Source organism: Maritimimonas sp. 2405UD52-3 (assembly GCF_056591715.1).
On sequence record NZ_JBWQOL010000002.1, the window covers coordinates 132,822 to 154,661 of the forward strand.

Consider the following 21,840-nt stretch of genomic DNA (forward strand, 5'->3'; position numbering starts at 1 on the left):
TTTTTATCTTTTAGATGTTGGCTGTTAGCTTTGGTTTTTCTGGAATTTTATAAAGCTCATAGAGTTCCATATCTAAAGCATCTTCACCTGGCGGCGCAAAGCTTTTTAGTAATGTTTTTTTCCAAAGAAAACCATTTTTTTCAGCAACTTTGGTACTACTCAAATTATCTTTATTGACAATGATTTGTAATACTTCTAATCCCAAATTATCAGAGGCATATTTTGACAGCTCTTTTACGGCTTCACTTATGATTCCTTGATTTTCATATTGATATCCGATACAGTAGGCAAACTCACCTTGCTTTTTTTGCCAATTTAACTCCTTTATATAAACCAATCCAACCACACTTTTCGATTCTTTTTCTTTTAGAGTAAATAGAAATTCTTCCTTGTTATTAAATTCAGCTACTTTTTTTTTAACAAATATTTTTGATAAGGTAGGCGTTAAGTTTTGTTCCAATGTTTTTGGAAAATAGCGCTTGAATCTATCTTCATTGGATACCATAAAATTACAAAGATTCCATGTGTCATTCAGGGAAATCTCTTCAATTTTATATCTATCTAATAACTGTATCATTCTTCTTTTATATACACTAATTCAATAGGGTGATTCTCAATTTCTTTAATTGAATTGATCTTTTGAGCGTTATCCATTTTATCTTTAACTTTATCAGAGATTTGATCCAATGAAGTAAAGCTAGATGCTATAAACAAATTCCTCCCTATCTTATTATTATGTAAATCCATTTGTTCATCTAAAGGCTCATTGGGTGAAAGCTGTTCATGCTTGTCTGTGATTAATTTTGCCCAAGCCATAATTCGTCTTCTGTCCTTACTCCACTTATGACATTCATAACAAATGACGGCATTCCAATACGCATGCCTGTAAGCATTCGCTCTTCCCTTTCTTCCATGCGTTTCAGGAAATTCTTTTTTAGCCTTTAAAAAACTATGTGAAGTTGCTTTTAGTGTAGGGTACACATAAATAGGATATTTAATAGACAACAAAAATAACTGCCATAACTGTCCATACTTAAAACGCTTGATAATTTGCCAAACAGTCATTAATTATCTTGTTTATGAATTTCATTTACTGCAATTTTGGTAGCAGCAACCACCGAAAAGGGTAGCACAATAATAACACCAATAACGGGAATCAATAATAATAACATAAATATGATACCATTACCTATGGCTAACCCTTTGCGTTTCTTGACAAAAGAGATACTTTCTTTATAAGTAAAATGACGTTCTAGGGTATAGTCTATATTTCCAAAACCAGCATAGTATGCCTGCACCAAGAACAAGATAGCCGCCGATAAAACTCCAATAATCGGAATCAAGCCTAGTAATAAAATGGGAATAGTTAGGAGAAGTTCCCTGGTTAAATTCCTTAGATTAATTCGAATACCTCGCCATAACTGCTCATTAAAAGAAGTAATTCTGAATTCATGTTGTTCATCTGCAATTAAATGCTTTTCAATCTTTTCTGAAACCGGACTCATAAATGGTGCACTCAGGGCCATTACGATATGCCTGTACAAAAGGAGTCCAATAGCCACAATGGCTAAACCTCCTAAGACATTCCCAATAGTTGTAAATGTATCTTTGCCCCATTCCCAAATCCATATTCGTGAAATAAAGGCTCCTATATTATCAGAAAAACTATAAGTAATTAGACCTACGGTGACCGCCGTCAAAATGCTGATCAATATAGGAATAGCAAAATATCTCCAAAGCTTTAGCTTTGAAATCAATCTTAATGAATTAGGATACGCCTTAAGCCCCGTTATTATGTCTGGAATCATTGCTGATATGACTTAAAAACTCTAAAAATGTTACGCCTTGTATTCTTTTACAGCATCTATAAATGCTTTTGCATTTTCAACGGGAATGTTAGGTAAAATACCATGTCCCAGGTTTACAATGTACTTGTCCTTACCAAATTCGTCAATCATTTGATGCACCATTTTCTTAATAACGGAAGGTGGGGATAATAATCGCGAAGGGTCAAAATTACCTTGCAACGTCTTATTATGGCCTGTTAAATATCGTGCATTTCTTGCAGAGCATGTCCAATCTATTCCCAAAGCTGAGGCATTAGATTTTGACATTTCATTTAGTGCAAACCAACACCCTTTTCCAAAAGCAATGACAGGAGCATCATCTTTTAGTGCCTCAATGATCTGGTTAATATATTGCCATGAAAACTCCTGATAATCGGTCGGTGACAACATACCACCCCATGAGTCAAAAATTTGAACAGCATTTACACCAGCTTTTACTTTGGCTTTTAAATAGGCAATTGTTGTATCCGTAATTTTCTGCAGTAATTGATGTGCAGCAATAGGATTTGTAAAACAAAAAGCTTTGGCTTTATCAAAATTTTTAGACCCTTGTCCTTGTACCACATAACATAAAATAGTCCATGGTGAACCTGCGAAACCTATTAATGGAATTTCATTATTCAGTTTTTCTTTTGTAGCCTTTATGGCTTCCATTACATAACCTAATTCTTCATGCACATCAGGAATGATGACCTTATCAACTCCTTTTTGATCACGCACTGGATTTGGTAAATAAGGTCCAAAATTTGGTTTCATCTCGACCTCTATATTCATAGCCTGTGGAATCACCAAAATATCTGAAAAAAGAATAGCAGCATCCATACCATATCTTCGTATAGGCTGAACTGTAATCTCCGAGGCTAACTCAGGGGTTCTACACCGTGTAAAGAAATCATACTTTTTACGTATCTCCATGAACTCTGGTAAGTAACGTCCTGCTTGACGCATCATCCATACAGGTGGCCGGTCTACCGTTTCGCCTTTTAAGGCTCTTAAGAATAAATCGTTTTTTATCATATTCATTTCCCTAGAAAGCGGGAATCATTTAGTTCATATTTTATCTGTCATTGCGATCCACCAAAGGCGGAGAAGCAATCTGTTTAAAAGAGTGAGATTACCACGTCGCTTCACTCCTCGTAATGACATCACATTTTTGATACTGCTTCCATTCCTTTATCAATAGCATGCGTGGTTTTTTGAATATCCTTTTCGCTTAATGCGGATGACAAGAACCATGCTTCAAATTGTGATGGTGGTAAAAACATTCCATTTCTGATCATTTTCCAAAAGAATGTAGCAAACTTCTTGGTGTCTGATTGCTGTGCCTCTTCAAAATTGGTTACCTGGCCGCCTTTAAAAAACGGATTTAGCATGGAGCCAAATCGATTTATGATTACATCAACATTATACTGTTTTGCTTTCTCTTCTAAGATCACCTGCAGTATAGAACCATATTCCTCAAATTGGCTATAGGGATCTTGTTTCTTTAACTCTTTTAATGTAGCGATACCCGAAGCCATGGCTATTGGATTACCACTAAGTGTTCCCGCCTGATACATGCCCCCAAGCGGTGCTACATTTTCCATAATCTCGTTTCTTGCTCCGTACGCGCCTACAGGGAATCCACCGCCAATCACTTTACCCAAACAGGTAATATCAGCTTCTACACCTAACAACTCTTGAGCACCACCAAATTTTGACCTAAAGCCTGTCATGACTTCATCAGCAATCAATACGGCACCATTTTCATTTGCCAACGCTTTGAGTTCTTGCAAGAATCCATCTTTAGGAATTACAACCCCCATATTTCCACCAACAGGTTCTATAATAACTCCTGCTATGTCATTGTGTTTTTTGAAGTGTGACTTTACACTTTCAATATCATTATAATTGGCAATCAATGTATTCTCAACAGCTCCTTCTGGCACTCCTTTACTTCCTGGCAAACTCAATGTTGCCAGCCCTGAACCGGCTGCCACTAGCAAAGCATCTTGATGGCCATGATAGCATCCTGAAAACTTTATGATCTTATCCTTTCCTGTAAAAGCACGTGCCAAACGAATAGCACTCAATACAGCTTCTGTTCCTGAATTAACAAAACGCACCTTATCCATTCCAGGAAAGGCATCGCAAATAATTTTTGCAAGCTTTATTTCATTTTCAGTTGATGCGCCAAAAGAATAACCGTTTTTCAATGCTTTGGTAACTGCCTTTTGTACTTTCTTATGACGATGTCCTAAAATCATAGGGCCATATGACAGCACATAGTCCACATATTTATTACCGTCTACATCAATAATTTTACTCCCTTTTGCTTTTTTTATAAATAAAGGATTCCCTCCTACTGAGGCAAAAGCACGTACTGGTGAGTTCACTGCACCAACAAGGTTTTCAAGTCCTTTTTTATAAAGTTTTTGTGAGTTTTTGAAATTCATTTTTTTAGCTTTAGGCTCTTGGCTTTTAGCAATTGGCTAATCTCTAAAAGCTAACACTTACTTATTTAACAACTTTGCTGCTTCCTTCGCAAAATAGGTAATGACAATATCGGCACCTGCCCGTTTCATAGACAACAAACTTTCTAACATTACTTTTTCACCATCTATCCAACCATTTTCCGCAGCTGCTTTTACCATTGCATATTCACCACTTACATTATAACAAGCTATTGGTCTATCAAAATTATTTTTTAAATCCCTTATAATATCTAAGTAGGATAACGCCGGTTTTACCATTAAAATATCAGCACCTTCATCGTCATCAAATGTAGCCTCTCGCAAAGCTTCATCTCTATTCGACGGATCCATTTGATAGGTTCTCCTATCTCCAAAGCTTGGGGCAGAATCTGCAGCATCCCTAAAAGGGCCATAAAAGGCAGAGGCATATTTAACTGAATACCCCATTATAGGTAAATTAGGATATCCGGTAGTATCTAAACTCTCTCGGATCATAGCTATAGTACCATCCATCATACCAGAAGGTGCCACCATATCTACACCTGCTTTTGCATGCGAAATTACCTGCTTTGCAATGTTAACTAAAGTAGCATCATTATCTACATCATTCTCATGAATGATTCCACAATGACCATGAGAGGTATATTCGCAAAAGCAAACATCGGTTATTACGTATAAATTGGGGTAATTCTTCTTTATAAAACGTATTGCCTGTTGAATGACACCATTATCATTCCATGTTTCTGATCCTTCCTCATCTTTTTTTGTAGGAATGCCAAACAACAAAACAGCAGGAATGTTCAATTCAACAACTTCATCTAGTTCACTCGATATCTTATCTAATGAATAGCGCTTGATACCAGGCATAGATTCTATTTCTGTTTCAATATTCTCGCCTTCCTCTATAAACAAAGGATAGATAAAATCATCAACCGACAATTTTGTTTCTCGTGTGAGTCTACGAATGCTTTCTGTTTTTCGAAGTCTACGGGTTCTATACATAATATAAGTTTACCAACTCTATTACACTTTCTACTGTAGGTACTTTAGCAACTTCCACACTTTTAAAATGCTTCCTAGCTTCTTTTGCCGTGCTTTCACCAATGCAAAAAGCTATGTTATCTGTCGTATTCTTTTTAATATAACTCTCAACAGTTGATGGACTATAAAACAATACTCCCTTGATATGATCTTTTATATCTGACGGGCTATACATTGTTTTATATGCTTCTATTTCGTTAACCAAAATTCCATTTTCAGCCAATATTTTTGGTAAGGTATCTAAGCGCAAATCACTACAAAAATAAGTAACTTCTTTGCCTTTGATTTCTTCTATTAAAAATTCTGCCAATAGCTGCGCATTCTTTGCAGCATATTCAACCTTACCTATTCGTTGCTCAATTAGTTTCTTGGTACGTCTGCCCACACAATATATATTCTTGAACTGTAATTCATCAGAAGAAAAATTATTCAATAATGATTCAACACCATTTTTACTGGTGATAATGACATTTTCTAAAGATTGTTTTATTGCTTTGGGTGCAATCCTGTTATACCGAATCTTTATAAAGTCACTGCTTTCAATGGCTATATCATTATGAAATAGTTTCTCCTGTGCTTCTGAGAGTTTTTTGGTAGAAAATACAGATACCTTTTTAGGCAATACATTATCATCCTCAAGCATTAAACGCTTACCTCCTCTTGTAATTAAATCTTCTGCACATTGTTTCCCAATACTTCTCCAGCTTTTTAAATTAAAAGTATTGGTGCATTCAATCTTTTTAGTTCCATCTTTACTTAATAGAATGCCTTTAAAATGGACTTTACTTCCATTAATATATGCTAACGCTCCAATGGGTGCGGTACATCCTCCTTCAAGAGTTCTTAAAAAATCACGTTCTATTCTTGTGGTAATTTCACTTTCAATGTCATTCAATTTCTGAGAAGCTTCAACCGCAAATACATTTTCTTCTAAGGCTGCTATCATAATTGCCCCTTGGGCCGGGGCTGGAATCATCCAATCCAATTGAACAGCGTCTTTGGGTTTCTTCTTGATACGTTCTAACCCCGCGGAGGCGAAAATAGCTCCATTCCAATCATTGTTGGCTAATTTTTCAAGCCGCGTATTTACATTCCCTCTTAGATCTATAACGGAATGTGTAGGATATCTATTCAACCATTGTGCTCTACGACGAAGACTACCGGTAGCGACCACCGCTTCTTCTTGTGCTAAAAATTCTTCATTATTATTATAAACCAGTAGATCAGTAGTATTACCACGTTTTAAAACCGCTGTTTGTATAATGCCCTTGGGTAAAGCAGTAGGCACATCTTTCAACGAGTGAACCGCAATATCAATATCTTCATTTAGTAAGGCAATATCTAGATTCTTTGTGAAAATTCCAGTAATGCCTAATTCATAAAGTGGTTTATCTAAAACTAAATCACCTGTAGATTTTATTGGGACAATCTCTGTAGTATAACCTAAATATTCTAGTTGGTGCTGAACAGTTTTTGCCTGCCATAAAGCCAACTCACTGTCACGAGTGCCTATACGAATGGTTTTACTCATGAGTTTGCTTCCTCTAATTGAAACACCTTAGAAATCAGATCGATGCTTTCAGTTGAAGCATTATCTTCTTTAAGATGATTGGCGAAGTGTTTGGTTATTTTTTGAATGATTCTGTCTGAAACTATTTTAGCCTGTTCTTCGTCAAAATCATTTTGCTTTTTGCGCTGATAATCCAATTCCTGTAATTGAATTTCCTTCAGTTTTGATTTTAAAGCTTTAATGGTTGGTGCAAATTTTCTTGTTTCTAACCAAGAACTGAATTCCTGTTGAACCTCCTCAATAATCACTTGTGCTTTTGGCAATTCAAGTTTTCTTTTCTCTAAGGTTTGATCTGTAATTTGTGATAACTGATCTAAGTGAACTAAGCGAATATTCTCTAAATCACCCACCTCACTTGATACATTCTTAGGAATAGAAAGGTCTAAGATGAGCAACTCTTTGTTTTGAGTCAGATGATTCTTAGTAATGGTAGGCTTTTGAGCACCAGTAGCTACTATTAAAATATCAGCAACACTAATTTCATGTGATAACTCTTTGTAATCCTTTACGGTCAAATCAAATTTACCTGCAATTTGCTCAGCCTTATCTTTAGTACGATTGATAAGTGTAATATGTTTATTATCCGTGTGCTTTATAAGATTCTCACAGGTATTCCTACCAATCTTTCCTGTTCCAAAAAGGAGAATATTTCTAGTAGAAATATCTTGAACAGTATTCAAAATATATTGTACCGAAGCAAAAGAAACTGAGGTGGCTCCTGAAGAAATTCCGGTTTCATTTTTAATGCGTTTGCTTGCTTGAATTACAGCATTGATTAAACGCTCCAAAAACGCATTGATGAGATTGTACTTTTGCGATAACTTAAAGCTCTTTTTTAGCTGACTAATGATTTCAAAATCTCCAAGGATTTGACTATCTAATCCTGTACCGACATAAAAAAGGTGACTAATAGCATCTTTATTTTTGTGTACATAAGCTACCTGTTGGAATTCTTCAACGGTTCCAACAGTATTACCACATAATAATTGAATCAATTGAAAAGGATGCTCGGCAAAACCATAAATCTCTGTTCTATTACATGTAGAAATTATAACAACTTCCTCTAAACCAGCACTGGACGCCTGTTGAAGGATATCTTTTTTGGTCTGGAGATTTACTGAAAACTTACCTCGTATCTCAGCATTCGCTTTAATATAACTTAAACCAACACAGTAAAATGAGTTATGTTTTGAAATGTTATAACGCTTCATGTACTTCTAGATTCGCGAACAAAAATATCATTAGCAATGAAAAAAAAATAACGCTAGAAGAACTATAAATGTCGCTTTAGGTGTTTTGACCACTAAACAATGACAAATATCATAAAAAGCCGTAATTTTACAGTTAAATAAGGGCTTTAGAGTATATCTATATAGAATGATTCTAAATAAGAACCCTTTAAAAAGTGAATATTACAATGACAAAAAATGTCGCCGTAAGTACTTTTGAAGAAATAAATCTAGAAAACGGATTTCACCTATTACTGTTTCAAAATGTATCGAATAAAGTACAACGTTTTGAAAAAGATATAGATAGCACGTTCATTCAATTACATTTTTGTGTAAAAGGTCACACTAAGTTTTTATTCAATAATGGCAGTTATGTATTTGACGTTGCTGATAAGCATTCTATTTTGTTGTATAATCCACAGCAAAGACTGCCTATAAACTTAGAAATTCAACCCAATACGTCACTGGTATCTTTACTGGTTTCTATAAAAAAGTTTCATTCTTTATTTTCTAAAGAAGCAGGGTTCATCCATTTTTTACGAGAAGAAAATGCTGATAAAAAATATTATGATGACAGCATAATCAAACCAACAGTTTTAGTGGTATTACAGCAGATCATCAATTCTAATATAAATAGTTCTATCAGGGATTTATACATCAAAGGCAAAATTTATGAGCTTTTAAGTCTTCATTTCCAAAAAGATGAAGCTTCTGTTGGTGAATATTGCCCTTTTTTAGTGGATGAACAGAATGTGTTAAAAATCAGAAGTGCAAAAGACATCATAATAACTAGAATGACAGAACCACCTAGTTTACAAGAGTTAGCAAATGAAGTTGGTTTAACACTAAAAAAACTAAAAGAAGGCTTCAAACAAATTTATGGAGATACTGTATATAGTTTTCTGTTTGACTATAAAATGGAGCATGCCCGGCAATTATTAGAGAGTAATCAGTACAATGTAAATGAAGTAGGGCATAAAGTTGGGTATAGCACTGCCAGTCATTTTATAGCCGCTTTCAAAAAGAAATTTGGCACTACTCCTAAACGCTATGTAAGCTCATTGCAAAATAGTTAAATGAAACAGTTGCATCATAATGAAATACAAAACATGCAGCGAGACTTTCCTATTACTATAGTATGCGATGAACTAAGAACACCCGAAAATATAGGTATGTGTTTTCGTGTTGCTGAAAGTTTTGGTATTCAGAAAATATTTCTTCATGAAAACTCACCCTCAATAGAAAATAGGATTGTAAAAAGAACCGCTAGAAGTACTTTAAATAAAATTCTTCATGAAACCTATTCAGATTTTGAGGAATTAATTGATCAACTAAAAAAAGAAGGGAATACCGTAATTGGCATTGAAATAACTGACCAGAGCATAAAACTTCAAAATTTTGACTTTACCCCATACAAAAAAGTTGTTCTCTTGTTGGGTAGTGAGCGCAGAGGAATTCAAAATACTAGTTTGGCCGATACAAGTATTATGGTACCTATGTATGGTAATAATTCATCCATGAATGTCATCCATAGCCTATCAATAACACTTTATGAAATAACAAATCAATTTATTACTAGATAAAACTGGATGTAAAAATTTTTGTGATTTTGTAGTTAAAGCCATTGCTTAATTTCTATTCAAGAATCGTATTTTTGCAGCTGAATTATTTTTTATGAAAAAAGGAGTATTACTTGTTAATTTAGGATCACCAGACAGTACCAAGGTAAAAGATGTGCGTAAGTATTTGGATGAATTTTTGATGGATGAACGCGTCATTGATATCCCCTACTGGAAACGGTATTTACTTATTAAAGGTATCATTTTAAATACCCGTCCAAAAAAATCTGCCGCCGCCTATAAAAAAATTTGGTGGGATGAAGGTTCACCATTGATTGTTATTTCAGAACGATTTAAGGAGAAAGTGACTGAGAAATTGCATATTCCTGTAGCACTAGGAATGCGATATGGGTCAATGAGTATTAAAAAAGGAATTCAAGAACTAGTTGATCAAGGTGTTGAAGAGATATTGTTAGTGCCTCTATATCCTCATTATGCAATGAGCTCCTATGAGACGGTCGTTGAAAAAGCGAAACAGGTCAACAAAGATGATTTTCCAAATATAAAAATGGTAACACTACCCGTATTCTATAATAATAAAGAATACATTAGAGTGATGGCCGATAATCTTAAGAATCATCTTAACGGATTTGAGTACGACCATATACTTTTTTCATATCACGGTATTCCTGAACGGCATATTTATAAGTCAGACACTACACAATCACATTGTAAAATAGATGGAAGTTGCTGCGAGACTGCTTCAAAAGCACATAGAACTTGTTATAGACATCAATGTTTTGAAACAACTAAAGCTATAGCGCAAGAGTTAGAACTAAAAAAAGGTACCTATAGTGACTCATTTCAATCACGATTATTAAAAGATCCTTGGCTAAAACCTTATACAGATTTTGAATTGGAAAAATTCCCTAAAGAAGGAAAGAAAAAATTAGCGGTGATCACGCCAGCGTTTGTAGCAGATTGTCTAGAAACGCTTGAAGAAATCGCCATGGAAGGAAAAGAAGAATTTTTAGAAGCTGGTGGTCAAACTTATAAACATATACCTTGTTTAAACGATAATGATGATTGGGTAGCCGTCATGGTGGGTTGGATTGAGCAATGGCATGAAAAAACTATTCTGATTTAAATGGATTTTTTAAACCTAAAAGCACTACATATTATTTTTGTGATTACTTGGTTTGCAGGCTTATTTTATATTGTTAGGTTGTTTATTTATCATGCCGAAGCTGAAGAAAAACCAGAACCATATAAAGGTATTTTACAAACACAATATAAATTAATGAGTAAACGCTTATGGTTTATTATCACCTGGCCTTCAGCCATACTCACTAGCATTTTTGCTTTTTGGATGTTATATCAAAATCCAATCTATCTTGAAATGCCATGGATGCATGTCAAGTTAGGGTTTGTGGGGTTGCTTTATATCTATCATCTACTTTGCCACAAAATCTATGGTGAACTACAACAGGATATTGTAAAGTATTCTTCCAATAAACTCCGCATTTGGAATGAAGTTGCTACCATTATTCTCTTTGCTGTAGTCTTTTTAGTGACCTTAAAAAATGCTGTGAATTGGATTTACGGAGTTGTGGGACTTATATTGTTCTCCGTGATTTTAATGCTAGGAATCAAATTATACAAAAGACTTCGTGTCAAGAAAGTTTTGGAAAACGAGAAATAAAAATATCTAATTAATCTTTTCCTTTTCTTTGCAGCTTACAATTGACCAATGAAACAACCTAAAAAGAAATCAGCTGCATTAGGCTTTATTTTTATTACCATGTTGCTTGATGTCATAGGTTGGGGTATTATCATTCCGGTCATTCCAAAATTTATTGAAGAACTTACAGGAGGTACTATTAGTGACGCTGCAAAAATTGGAGGTTGGTTGACTTTTGCTTATGCTATAACACAGTTTGTATTTGCTCCTGTAGTAGGTAATTTAAGTGATAAGTTTGGCCGAAGACCTATCATTCTTATTTCACTTTTTGGTTTCTTTTTAGATTATCTATTACTAGCGTTTGCACCCAATATCACTTGGTTATTTATTGGTAGAATTATTGCAGGTATTACAGGAGCTAGTATCACCACTGCATCTGCCTATATTGCTGATATCAGCACGCCAGAAAACAGAGCTAAAAATTTCGGCTTGATTGGTGCTGCTTTTGGATTGGGCTTTATTATAGGTCCAGTAATCGGAGGGCTTCTAGGACAGTACGGGCCACGTGTACCGTTTTATGCCACTGCTATTTTGTGCCTGCTTAATTTCTTATATGGGTACTTTGTGTTACCAGAATCTCTTACTAAAGAAAATAGAAGAGGTTTTGATATCAAAAGGGCAAATCCCCTTGGCAGTCTTTTAAACTTAAAGAAGTATCCTACTCTTATTGGTTTAGTATTGGCCATTTTTATACTCTACACGGGCTCCCATGCCATACAAAGCAACTGGGCATACTTTACCATGTATCAATTTGATTGGGATGAAAAAATGGTAGGTATTTCATTGGGCGTTATTGGTGTACTGGTAGCTTTGGTACAAGGTGTTTTAATACGATGGGTAAACCCAAAATTAGGTAACGAAAAGAGTATTTATATAGGCATGGCTCTATATGCTATTGGCATGTTCTTATTTGCCTTCGCTACCCAAAGCTGGATGATGTTCTTATTTCTAATTCCATACTGCTTGGGGGGAATAGCTGGCCCTGCATTACAAGCCATTATATCACTGCAAGTTCCTTCAACGGAGCAAGGGGAAATACAAGGTACTCTAACCAGTCTTATGAGTGCATCTGCTATTGTAGGGCCACCACTCATGACTGGTATTTTCTATTATTTTACAAACAAAGATGCGCCCTTTATTTTTGGGGGCGCACCGTTTGTATTAGGAGGTATACTCATGATCATAAGTACCATATTGGCCTACAATTCTCTAAGAGTGAAGGCCAAACCTCATTCTTCTAATAACTAATCTTGTTTTTAAAGCTTTATTTCATTTCAAGGAATAACAGCAAAAAGGCTGTAATAGTTGGTAATGAAAGTAGCAATGCTGAAAAGTATAAAATTACTTCCAGGTTTTCTTTTTTTCTAGCTTCCCTTTTTTTACCAACCAAAAAATCTTGAAATGAATCTTTTCTGTTCATAACACTTTCCATGATTATATAGTTTTAAATTATCCACTGCAAACTTAAGACTAGATAAGAGTGCTAAAAACAACAAAATTAGCGAGTTTTTATGCTATTTTAACCCAACGATTAAAAGTGACTGAAAATGAGAGATTTAAATAGTTTTAAGCTTTCATACTATTCTCAAAAGGTATTCTATTTAATATACTACGGCCAAGAGTGACTTCATCGGCATATTCTAACTCATCACCCACAGCAATACCACGGGCAATCGTAGATACTTTTATATCGTACTTCTCTATTTGGCGATAGATATAGAAATTGGTCGTATCACCTTCCATAGTAGAACTTAATGCAAAGATGATTTCTTTAATCAAACCATTGGCAACTTTATCAACTAACGATTCTATACTTAAATTTTGAGGGCCGATACCTTCAATAGGTGATATTTTACCTCCAAGCACATGATACATACCTCTAAACTGCGCAGTACTCTCAATAGCCATTACATCGCGAATATCCTCAACAACGCAGATAATTTCTTCATTTCTATTCTTATTTGAACAAATCTCACAGATATCAACATCAGAGATATTATGGCAATTCTTACAAAGCTTGATCTCATTTCTAAATTGCTCTAGGGCTTGCGTCAAATAACTAGTTTGCTCTTTAGGTTGTTTGAGTAAATGCAGTACCAAGCGTAATGCCGTACGCTTACCAATTCCAGGTAATTGTGACACCTCATTCACAGCATTTTCGAGCAATTTTGAAGAAAAATCCATAGCTGCGAATTTACAACTTTGAAGGCGAAAAGAAAACCTGTTCAAAGTCTTTTCTCTTGGTTCTTTTGTCTAGTTACTAAATAAACTATATTAGCACAACTAACATCAAAAAAGACAATGCAACCCATTCATATTTTACTGCTCATAGCTGCCTACTTTGGCTTACTGATTCTTATCTCCTACTTTACTGGTAAAGACGATAGTAATGAAGTATTTTTTAAGGCCGAACGTAAGTCACCTTGGCACATAGTAGCTTTTGGCATGGTGGGTGCTTCGTTGTCAGGTGTTACCTTTATTTCCGTCCCCGGATGGGTAGGTGATACCCAATTTAACTACATGCAGATTGTTATGGGCTATGTAGTTGGTTACTTTATAGTGGCCTATGTTTTAATGCCTGTATATTACAGATTGAATGTTACTTCTATCTACCAGTATTTAGAACAACGTTTCGGCATTGTTAGCTATAAAACGGGGGCAGCTTTTTTCTTTATTTCCAGAGTATTGGGGGCCTCGTTTAGATTGTTTCTAGTAGCTTCAGTATTACAATATTTGATTTTTGATAGTTGGGGGGTTCCATTTGAAATCACGGTTGTGCTCTCAATTCTTCTAATCTGGATTTACACCTACCGAGGCGGTATCAAAACCATTGTATGGACAGATACGCTACAGACCTTATTTATGATCTTGGCCTGTGTAGCAGCTATTTATTTTATCAATCAAAAATTGGAGTGGTCTTTTGGAGAATTTTTAGCCTCAGAAGAACTGAAAGGATATAGTAAAACTTTCTTTTTTGATGATATTTTGGCGAAGAATCACTTTATTAAATCATTTATTGGTGGCATGTTTGTTACTATTTGTATGACGGGGTTAGATCAGGATATGATGCAGAAAAATCTAACCTGTAAAAACCTAAAAGATGCACAGAAAAACATGGTTTCATTTAGTTTGGTTTTAGGTTTAGTAACTTTTGTGTTCATGTTACTAGGCGCCTTGCTTTTTATTTATTCTAATAAATTTGGAATTTTAACACCAATAGTTGATGGACAAGTAAAGACCGACTTACTATTTCCGGAAGTGGCTTTAAATAGTGGATTAGGTTTAGGAATAGGCATTGTGTTTATTTTAGGATTAATAGCCGCTGCCTATAGTAGTGCAGATAGCGCTTTGACTTCTTTAACCACATCTTATTGTATTGATTTTTTAAATATTGAAAAGAAGCCTAAAGAACTACAAAAAGGCATCAGAAAACGAGTGCATATCTGGATGAGTGTTTTACTTGTTGTTGTTATTATCATATTCAAATATGTATTAGAAGACAATGTGATTAGTAGCTTGTTGCAAGTTGCATCATATACATATGGACCTCTTTTAGGTTTATTTGCTTTTGGTATTTTTACAAAACACCAAATAAAAGATCAATATGTATGGCTTATTGCTATACTTTCGGTAATTCTAAGTTATATTTTAAACAAGTATTCACAGCAATGGTTTGGCGGTTATATTTTCGGATTCGAATTGCTGGCTGTGAATGGATTGATTACTTTTATAGGATTATTATTAGTACGTAAAGGAAGGTTAGAAGTGACTGTTTAATGGAAAAGGATCTTAGTAATTACCGTCAGTCCTATGAAAAGGATGCTTTGCTTGAGCAAAACACGCCTGAAAACCCAATTGAGTTATTCAGAGATTGGTTTTTATTAGCCGATAAAGCAGAAAACGTGAGTGAAGCTAATGCCATGAATATTGCTACTATTGGCTTGGATGGCTATCCTAAAAACCGCATGGTTTTGCTCAAAAGATTCACTTATGAAGGTTTTATTTTTTATACCAATTATAATTCAGAAAAAGGAAAGGCTATCAGCAAAAATGAAAATGTCTGTTTATCCTTTTTTTGGCAGGCTTTAGAACGTCAGATCATTATTAAAGGAAAAGTAGAAAAACTAGCCGAAAATTTATCTGATGGTTATTTTGAATCGCGACCTGACGGTAGTAAGTTGGGTGCTTGGGCGTCTAATCAAAGTGAGATAGTATCTTCTAGAGAAGAGCTGGACAATACGTTAAAAGCTTACGAAGATAAATTCCATGAAAGCGAAATTCCTAGACCAAAGCATTGGGGTGGCTATTTGGTGAAACCTGTTTCTATAGAATTCTGGCAAGGTAGGCCTAATAGAATGCATGACAGAATTCGATATACGCTGTTAGCAAATTTTGACTGGAAAAAAGAACGATTAGCTCCTTAAATAATGTATATTTGATTGCATAAAAAGTTAATCTTGCTTCGCTAAATAATGAAAACACTTTACATTGTTCGCCACGCAAAATCTTCATGGGAATACCAAGGCGTAAAAGACATTGATAGACCACTAAAAAAACGAGGAATTAATGATGCCTACTTAATATCGGGTATATTACAGAAAAAGATAGAAACACCTGATGTGTTTATGTCTAGCTGTGCCAATAGAGCATTGCATACTGGTATGATCTTTAGTTATACGTTTAATTATCCGCTAGCAAATTTAAAGATAAGTAAAGCCCTTTACAGCTTTAGTGACGGATATCTTATTAAATCTGTAAAAGCCTTAGATGACGGATTTGATTCTGCAATTATTTTTAGTCATGATCATGGCATTAGTACCTTTGTTAACAAATTTGGCAATAAGTTTATTGGTCATGTCCCAACTTGTGGTGTAGTTGGAATAAAATTAGATATTAAACATTGGAAAAATCTGAAAAAAGGTGAAACCTTTATTGTCGAGTTCCCTAAACATCATAAACCACCTAAAAATAAATAGGTTTTGAATATACAAAAATATGCTGCAATTGATATCGGCTCCAATGCCATTCGATTATTAATTGCAAATATTATTACAGCAAAAAACAGAGAGCCTCAATTTAAAAAATCCTCACTTATAAGGGTGCCAATACGCCTAGGTGCAGATGCTTTTGTAAGTGGAATTATTAGTAAGGAGAATACAGAACGAATGATTAATGCTATGGCTGCATTCAAACTGCTAATGGATGTTCATGGTGTTGAAAAATACAAGGCTTGTGCTACCTCAGCTATGCGCGAAGCAGAAAATGGAAAAGATGTAGCTGAAAAAATCAACAAAAAAACTGGTATTGCCATTGAAATTATTGATGGAAAAAAAGAGGCAGCCATTATTTCTTCAACTGATCTTAATGAATTAATTGATAGTAAGAATTCCTATTTATATGTAGATGTTGGTGGTGGTAGTACTGAATTTACCATTTTTTCTAAAGGAAATATTACAGCTTCAAAGTCATTTAAAATGGGTACTGTGAGATTGATGAATAATACTAAAGAACAGAATAAAACCGTATTTGAGCAGGCTGAAATCTGGATCAAAAAAAATACCAAAGGGCTAAAAGGAATCTCATTAATTGGTTCTGGTGGAAATATCAATAAACTTTTTAAAATGTCAGGCAGAATGCCCGATAAACCTTTATCATTTATTTATTTGAAAGCGCACTATAAGTTTTTGAAAAATATGAGTTATGAAGAGCGTATAAGTGAGTTAAGTTTAAACCCTGACCGTGCTGATGTAATAATACCTGCCACAAAAATTTACTTGTCTGCCATGAAATGGAGTGGTGCCAAGAAAATATACGTACCAAAAATTGGACTTTCTGATGGTATTATTAAAAGCTTGTATTTAGGTATATTAAAATGAAGCCATTGCAAAAGTGAGTAGCAAAAATAGTTAACCACAACATTATGAATCTGTTACTCTTATCTTACAATGGCTTCCCCAAATTATTTTGTTCCTATAAAAGATAAGGCATCTTCTACAACACTATCATTCCATAGCATACGATAATGGCCAATCTTATTATATACTTTTAACTCAGCTTTTTCTGTATTGCTTTGTTTTATTTTTTCAGAATTCTTAATGGGTATGATCTTGTCAAACCTGTCATGTACTAAAAGTAGTTTTGAGTACGATATTTTCTTTAACTTCTCATCAACATTTACATTTTTTACATCCTCACTTAATAAGGTGGTTGCTTTACCAAGAACATAGGTAAACGATTTATCAGAAAGACCTATAAACTTCTTAAAATTGTGAAACACTTCAAATAAAGAATTAGGGGATGTTAGAAAAATGAACTTATCAACTTCATAATCTAGTTGAGACAATGTATACGTAGAAACTGCTGAGCCAAATGAATGTGAAACCACAGTAAAAGGTTCCTTAGGATCAACAAATTTTAGTACATCTTTAAAAGCTTCTTTACATTCAAATAAGTTGGTATAATTTGATTTTGTTTTAGCATGCGCGGGTAAATCAAAACTAATAATCCTATAGCCTTTTTCTGCAAGGTCAAATGCAAAACGTGACATACTACCGGCATTCGACTCCCAACCATGAACCAAAAACACTAAACTTCCTTTTACATCACCAAATTGATAACAGTGTATATCTTCTTTCAATGACGGAATCTTGAAATGTTTCGCTTTATTATAAAATTCTTCTTCCCTTTTTCTAACACTTTTCTTTCGTACTTTTTGAAATAATTTAAACGCCTGAAATCCGCTTAACCTAGGAGAAAAAAGTGAAGCTATCTTAAAATAAACACGCAATATTTGTAATTGAAAATTCATATTTATATATTTTATACCAATTGGTATATTTTGTAATAAAAAAATTTACTTCTTTAATTCCGTTTGAATCATATGATCTACATGATTCATCATATCCTTCAAAGACTGTTCATCTTTTGACATCATTGATGTGAATACCGCGCCTTGAATCAATGAATAAATTCGCACTCCATACTTCATAGCGTTAATGTCATCTTTGATCTCACCTTTAAAAATACCATCCTCAATGATGGAAGTAAGACTACCTTGCATTTTATCAATTACATGTTTTACTCTTACAAATAAAGCCGGATTGGTATGATTAGCGTCAACACCAACATTTACAATAGGACAACCTCCATACTCAACGAGTTTATGATAATAATTTCTGTGAAAATTTGTAATAGCAAAAAGCTTAGCTAATGGCGACTCTATAGTATGTATAATTTCCCTGATCTCATCTAACTGATATTGCACCGTATAGTTAAAGGCAGCTACAGCTAATTCCTCCTTATTCTTAAAATTTCCATAGATCGCCCCTTTTGTTAATCCTGTAGCTTCAGTAATATCTGAAAGGCTTGTACCTGTATACCCATTTCTATTAAAAATAGGAGCTGTTTTTTCTATAATAAATTGAGTGGTTTTCTCGGCTTTCGTGATAATCATATACCAAATATATAAAAAATATACCAAGTAGTATATTTTAGATTAAAAAAATTAACTTATATATTTCAATAAAATTCTAACTCCAACAAAAGCAATTAATAAAGCTGTCATTCTTTTAATAATAAATGGTGAAATTTTAGTTGCACTGAGCCTAGAGCCAATTTGACCTCCAAAGAACACGGTAATTAATAAGAGAAATGCAATATTGGGTTCAAAATAAAATTCAGGGTTTTGCATTTGTCCAATTAGTCCGGCCACAGAATTCATCAATATAAAAAAGCTAGCAGTAGCCGCAATTCGTTTGGGAGTATCCCAATTCATCAAGTGCAATACAGGTGCTAAAAAAATCCCTCCCCCTATTCCAACCATTCCAGATAAAAAACCAATACCAGCGCCAATGAATCCATCAAAGATTTTAGGCTTTGCGCCTCTACTTTCTTTGGCATCACTCACAAAATATCTCGACAACCACATCAGCACTGCTGCTACAATCAAAGTCATACCCAAAAGAATAAAAAAGAAAGTCTCGCTAATTTTAAGGTAACCTCCTAAAAATGCCATTGGTACGCTTAATATTACCAAAGGCACAACCTTCTTCCAATTATAATGTCCTTTTTTAGCAAAAATATAAGTACCACCTGAGACTACTACGATGTTGCATAACAATGCAATAGCTCTCAGTTCTACATAGGTCATACCTGTAAAAGCCAAAATAGCAAGGTAACTTGAACCTCCTCCAAAACCCACTGCAGAATATAAGATAGCCACTACAAAAAAGAGGCTTACGACTTCCCAATTATCAATAAGTACTTGTAAAAGACTAGAAAATTCTATCATAGAAAATGTAAGGCGTACTAAAATAGAAAATAAATTTTATCTTGCTTCAAATATCAATTCTGATGGACAAAGAACTGCAAAAAAAATACTGGAAACAAAACTTGAAATATCTCGCCTTGCTGCTTTCAATTTGGTTTTTAGTTTCCTATGTATTTGGAATTTTGCTAGTTGAACAATTAAATACTATCCGATTAGGTGGCTTTAAACTCGGATTTTGGTTTGCCCAGCAAGGTTCAATTTACGTTTTTGTGATACTCATCTTTGTGTATATCCATCTTATGAACAAACTTGATAAGAAGTACCAACTAGATAAATAGACTATGGATATTCAAACCTGGACGTGGGTCTTAGTAGGTATTACTTTTACATTATATATTGGAATCGCCATTTGGTCTCGTGCAAGTTCCACAGGTGAATTTTATGTGGCTGGAAAAGGCGTACACCCTATTGCAAATGGACTGGCCACGGCCGCCGATTGGATGTCTGCCGCATCGTTCATTTCTATGGCAGGAATCATTTCTTTTAGCGGCTATGATGGCTCTGTATATTTAATGGGGTGGACAGGTGGTTATGTATTGTTAGCACTTCTATTGGCTCCCTATCTGAGAAAATTTGGAAAGTTTACTGTACCCGATTTTATTGGAGATCGCTACTATTCTGATATTGCCCGCGTAGTAGCTGTACTCTGTGCATTATTGGTTTCTTTCACCTATGTAGCGGGGCAAATGCGAGGTGTTGGCTTAGTATTTTCACGGTTTTTAGAAGTAAATATTAATACCGGAGTTATCATCGGGATGTTTATTGTATTGTTTTATGCTGTTCTGGGTGGAATGAAAGGTATTACCTACACGCAGGTAGCTCAATACTGTGTATTGATCTTTGCTTTTATGGTACCTGCTATATTTATTTCTATTCAAATGACAGGAAACCCTATTCCTCAATTAGGATTTGGAGGTACAGACGCTAATGGAGTTTACCTGCTAGATAAACTCGATGGACTTCATCGGGAATTGGGTTTTCACGAATATACCAATGGTAGTAAATCAAAAATTGATGTCTTTTTTATTACTGCCGCTTTAATGGTCGGTACTGCTGGACTACCACATGTAATTGTTCGATTTTTTACTGTTAAAAAAGTTAGTGATGCTCGCAAATCGGCGGGATGGGCATTATTGTTTATAGCTATCTTATATACCACTGCTCCTGCAGTTGCTGTTTTTGCCAGAACAAATATGATTGAGACTGTAAATAATAAAACAAGAGAAGAATTACCTGAGTGGTTTAACAATTGGGAAACCACTGGTTTAATTCAATTTAACGATAAAAACAGTGATGGTAAAGTGCAATATGTAGCTGACGCTTCTAAAAACGAGTTAACAGTAGATAGAGATATTATGGTGCTGGCCAACCCAGAGATTGCTAAATTACCGAATTGGGTAATTGCTTTGGTAGCCGCAGGTGGTTTAGCTGCAGCTTTATCAACTGCAGCAGGTTTATTATTGGTAATTTCTTCTTCCATTTCTCATGACATTATCAAAAAAATAATCAATCCCAAGATTTCTGAAAAAGGCGAATTGATTGCTGCCCGTTTTTCAGCAGTGGTAGCTGTAGTCATTGCAGGTTACTTTGGCATCAATCCTCCTGATTTTGTTGCTGCAACAGTAGCCCTAGCTTTTGGGCTGGCCGCAGCTTCCTTTTTTCCTGCCATTGTATTGGGAATCTTCTATAAGCGCATGAATAAAGAGGGAGCTATTGCCGGTATGGTAGTAGGTATTCTTTTAATGTTATACTACATGCTTCGATTCAAATTTGATTGGTTTGGCGGTGGTGCGAAAGATGATTGGTGGTTAGGCGTTTCACCCGAAGGTTTTGGTACAGTTGCTATGGTCGTTAATTTTATCGTATCAATTGTTATATCCTCATTTACGCCAGCTCCACCAAAAGAAGTACAAGAAATTGTAGACACCATTAGAATACCTTCAGGCGCAGGAAATGCTATTGACCACTAGATAACTTTTAACGAATGACTTATGTTGTTCAGAGAAGCTCAAGCTTCTTTTAGCTTCATTTTTTGTGCAATGAAATCAGATGTTATATTTTTAAGCAATCA

At 34.7% G+C, this 21,840-nt stretch carries 24 protein-coding genes; 11 read left to right on the forward strand and 13 right to left on the reverse strand.

The genetic code is table 11. From position 1 onward, the window contains the following. Nucleotides 1–10 precede the first annotated feature (10 nt). The 8 genes from AC1EU5_RS04710 to hemA form a co-directional block, all read right to left on the reverse strand. Nucleotides 11–577, reverse strand: a complete 567-nt coding sequence (locus AC1EU5_RS04710) for a GNAT family N-acetyltransferase (RefSeq protein ID WP_480191210.1) — start codon at nucleotides 575–577, stop codon at nucleotides 11–13. Next, nucleotides 574–1,065, reverse strand: coding sequence for a DUF6973 domain-containing protein (locus AC1EU5_RS04715; RefSeq protein WP_480191211.1), 492 nt, complete (start codon nucleotides 1,063–1,065; stop codon nucleotides 574–576). Before AC1EU5_RS04715 ends, AC1EU5_RS04710 begins: the two co-directional genes overlap by 4 nt. Continuing rightward, nucleotides 1,065–1,808, reverse strand: a complete 744-nt coding sequence (locus AC1EU5_RS04720) for an EI24 domain-containing protein (RefSeq protein ID WP_480191212.1) — start codon at nucleotides 1,806–1,808, stop codon at nucleotides 1,065–1,067. Before AC1EU5_RS04720 ends, AC1EU5_RS04715 begins: the two co-directional genes overlap by 1 nt. A 30-nt stretch (nucleotides 1,809–1,838) precedes the next feature. Continuing rightward, nucleotides 1,839–2,864 (reverse strand): uroporphyrinogen decarboxylase, encoded by a 1,026-nt coding sequence (hemE, locus tag AC1EU5_RS04725; RefSeq protein ID WP_480191213.1) that lies wholly within the window; start codon nucleotides 2,862–2,864, stop codon nucleotides 1,839–1,841. 128 nt (nucleotides 2,865–2,992) lie between these two features. After that, entirely contained in the window at nucleotides 2,993–4,282 is a 1,290-nt protein-coding gene (gene hemL / locus AC1EU5_RS04730; RefSeq protein ID WP_480191214.1) for a glutamate-1-semialdehyde 2,1-aminomutase, read from the reverse strand. A 57-nt stretch (nucleotides 4,283–4,339) separates the two neighbouring features. After that, nucleotides 4,340–5,302, reverse strand: coding sequence for a porphobilinogen synthase (gene hemB, locus AC1EU5_RS04735; protein ID WP_480191215.1), 963 nt, complete (start codon nucleotides 5,300–5,302; stop codon nucleotides 4,340–4,342). Next, entirely contained in the window at nucleotides 5,295–6,872 is a 1,578-nt protein-coding gene (hemC, locus tag AC1EU5_RS04740; protein WP_480191216.1) for a hydroxymethylbilane synthase, read from the reverse strand. The genes hemB and hemC overlap by 8 nt, the downstream gene beginning before the upstream one ends. After that, on the reverse strand, nucleotides 6,869–8,122 hold the full coding sequence (gene hemA, locus AC1EU5_RS04745) for a glutamyl-tRNA reductase (RefSeq protein WP_480191217.1): 1,254 nt from the start codon (nucleotides 8,120–8,122) through the stop codon (nucleotides 6,869–6,871). Before hemA ends, hemC begins: the two co-directional genes overlap by 4 nt. 206 nt (nucleotides 8,123–8,328) lie before the next feature. On the opposite strand from hemA, the gene AC1EU5_RS04750 reads away from it, so the two are divergent. The 5 genes from AC1EU5_RS04750 (at nucleotide 8,329) to AC1EU5_RS04770 (ending at nucleotide 12,688) form a co-directional block, all read left to right on the forward strand. Next, nucleotides 8,329–9,216 (forward strand): helix-turn-helix transcriptional regulator, encoded by an 888-nt coding sequence (locus tag AC1EU5_RS04750; RefSeq protein WP_480191218.1) that lies wholly within the window; start codon nucleotides 8,329–8,331, stop codon nucleotides 9,214–9,216. Further along, entirely contained in the window at nucleotides 9,217–9,723 is a 507-nt protein-coding gene (locus tag AC1EU5_RS04755) for a TrmH family RNA methyltransferase (protein WP_480191219.1), read from the forward strand. A gap of 91 nt (nucleotides 9,724–9,814) precedes the next feature. Continuing rightward, nucleotides 9,815–10,846, forward strand: coding sequence for a ferrochelatase (gene hemH / locus AC1EU5_RS04760; RefSeq protein ID WP_480191220.1), 1,032 nt, complete (start codon nucleotides 9,815–9,817; stop codon nucleotides 10,844–10,846). Beyond that, nucleotides 10,847–11,401, forward strand: coding sequence for a CopD family protein (locus tag AC1EU5_RS04765; protein ID WP_480191221.1), 555 nt, complete (start codon nucleotides 10,847–10,849; stop codon nucleotides 11,399–11,401). A 48-nt stretch (nucleotides 11,402–11,449) separates the two neighbouring features. Continuing rightward, nucleotides 11,450–12,688, forward strand: a complete 1,239-nt coding sequence (locus AC1EU5_RS04770; protein ID WP_480191222.1) for a TCR/Tet family MFS transporter — start codon at nucleotides 11,450–11,452, stop codon at nucleotides 12,686–12,688. Between the two features lie 16 nt (nucleotides 12,689–12,704). On the opposite strand, the gene AC1EU5_RS04775 is transcribed toward AC1EU5_RS04770, so the two are convergent. Both AC1EU5_RS04775 and recR read right to left on the reverse strand, forming a co-directional pair. Continuing rightward, complete coding sequence (locus AC1EU5_RS04775; RefSeq protein WP_480191223.1) at nucleotides 12,705–12,872, reverse strand: hypothetical protein; 168 nt, start codon at nucleotides 12,870–12,872, stop codon at nucleotides 12,705–12,707. A 134-nt stretch (nucleotides 12,873–13,006) separates the two neighbouring features. After that, nucleotides 13,007–13,624: a recombination mediator RecR gene (gene recR / locus AC1EU5_RS04780; RefSeq protein ID WP_480191224.1), complete on the reverse strand. Its 618-nt coding sequence runs from the start codon at nucleotides 13,622–13,624 to the stop codon at nucleotides 13,007–13,009. Between the two features lie 117 nt (nucleotides 13,625–13,741). Between recR and AC1EU5_RS04785 the strand changes: the two genes are divergently transcribed. The 4 genes from AC1EU5_RS04785 to AC1EU5_RS04800 are packed head-to-tail and all read left to right on the forward strand — an operon-like array spanning nucleotide 13,742 to nucleotide 17,316. After that, nucleotides 13,742–15,217, forward strand: a complete 1,476-nt coding sequence (locus AC1EU5_RS04785) for a sodium:solute symporter (protein ID WP_480191225.1) — start codon at nucleotides 13,742–13,744, stop codon at nucleotides 15,215–15,217. Then, entirely contained in the window at nucleotides 15,217–15,864 is a 648-nt protein-coding gene (pdxH, locus tag AC1EU5_RS04790; RefSeq protein ID WP_480191226.1) for a pyridoxamine 5'-phosphate oxidase, read from the forward strand. The genes AC1EU5_RS04785 and pdxH overlap by 1 nt, the downstream gene beginning before the upstream one ends. A gap of 48 nt (nucleotides 15,865–15,912) precedes the next feature. Next, nucleotides 15,913–16,416 (forward strand): SixA phosphatase family protein, encoded by a 504-nt coding sequence (locus AC1EU5_RS04795; RefSeq protein ID WP_480191227.1) that lies wholly within the window; start codon nucleotides 15,913–15,915, stop codon nucleotides 16,414–16,416. A 3-nt stretch (nucleotides 16,417–16,419) separates the two neighbouring features. Next, nucleotides 16,420–17,316, forward strand: a complete 897-nt coding sequence (locus AC1EU5_RS04800) for a Ppx/GppA phosphatase family protein (protein ID WP_480191228.1) — start codon at nucleotides 16,420–16,422, stop codon at nucleotides 17,314–17,316. A gap of 83 nt (nucleotides 17,317–17,399) precedes the next feature. Here the strand turns inward: AC1EU5_RS04800 and AC1EU5_RS04805 are convergent, their stop codons facing one another. Genes AC1EU5_RS04805 through AC1EU5_RS04815 form a run of 3 tightly spaced genes read right to left on the reverse strand, consistent with a single transcriptional unit; the run spans nucleotide 17,400 to nucleotide 19,730 of the window. After that, nucleotides 17,400–18,248 carry an alpha/beta hydrolase gene (locus AC1EU5_RS04805; RefSeq protein ID WP_480191229.1) on the reverse strand — a complete coding sequence of 283 codons (849 nt, stop codon included), beginning with the start codon at nucleotides 18,246–18,248 and terminating at the stop codon, nucleotides 17,400–17,402. A gap of 45 nt (nucleotides 18,249–18,293) precedes the next feature. Then, nucleotides 18,294–18,893, reverse strand: coding sequence for a TetR/AcrR family transcriptional regulator (locus tag AC1EU5_RS04810; RefSeq protein WP_480191230.1), 600 nt, complete (start codon nucleotides 18,891–18,893; stop codon nucleotides 18,294–18,296). Nucleotides 18,894–18,944: 51 nt separating this feature from the next. Beyond that, nucleotides 18,945–19,730 carry a sulfite exporter TauE/SafE family protein gene (locus tag AC1EU5_RS04815; RefSeq protein ID WP_480191231.1) on the reverse strand — a complete coding sequence of 262 codons (786 nt, stop codon included), beginning with the start codon at nucleotides 19,728–19,730 and terminating at the stop codon, nucleotides 18,945–18,947. Between the two features lie 62 nt (nucleotides 19,731–19,792). Between AC1EU5_RS04815 and AC1EU5_RS04820 the strand changes: the two genes are divergently transcribed. Next, nucleotides 19,793–20,047, forward strand: coding sequence for a DUF4212 domain-containing protein (locus tag AC1EU5_RS04820; protein ID WP_480191232.1), 255 nt, complete (start codon nucleotides 19,793–19,795; stop codon nucleotides 20,045–20,047). A gap of 3 nt (nucleotides 20,048–20,050) precedes the next feature. Beyond that, nucleotides 20,051–21,739, forward strand: coding sequence for a sodium:solute symporter family protein (locus AC1EU5_RS04825; RefSeq protein WP_480191233.1), 1,689 nt, complete (start codon nucleotides 20,051–20,053; stop codon nucleotides 21,737–21,739). Nucleotides 21,740–21,840 lie beyond the last annotated feature (101 nt).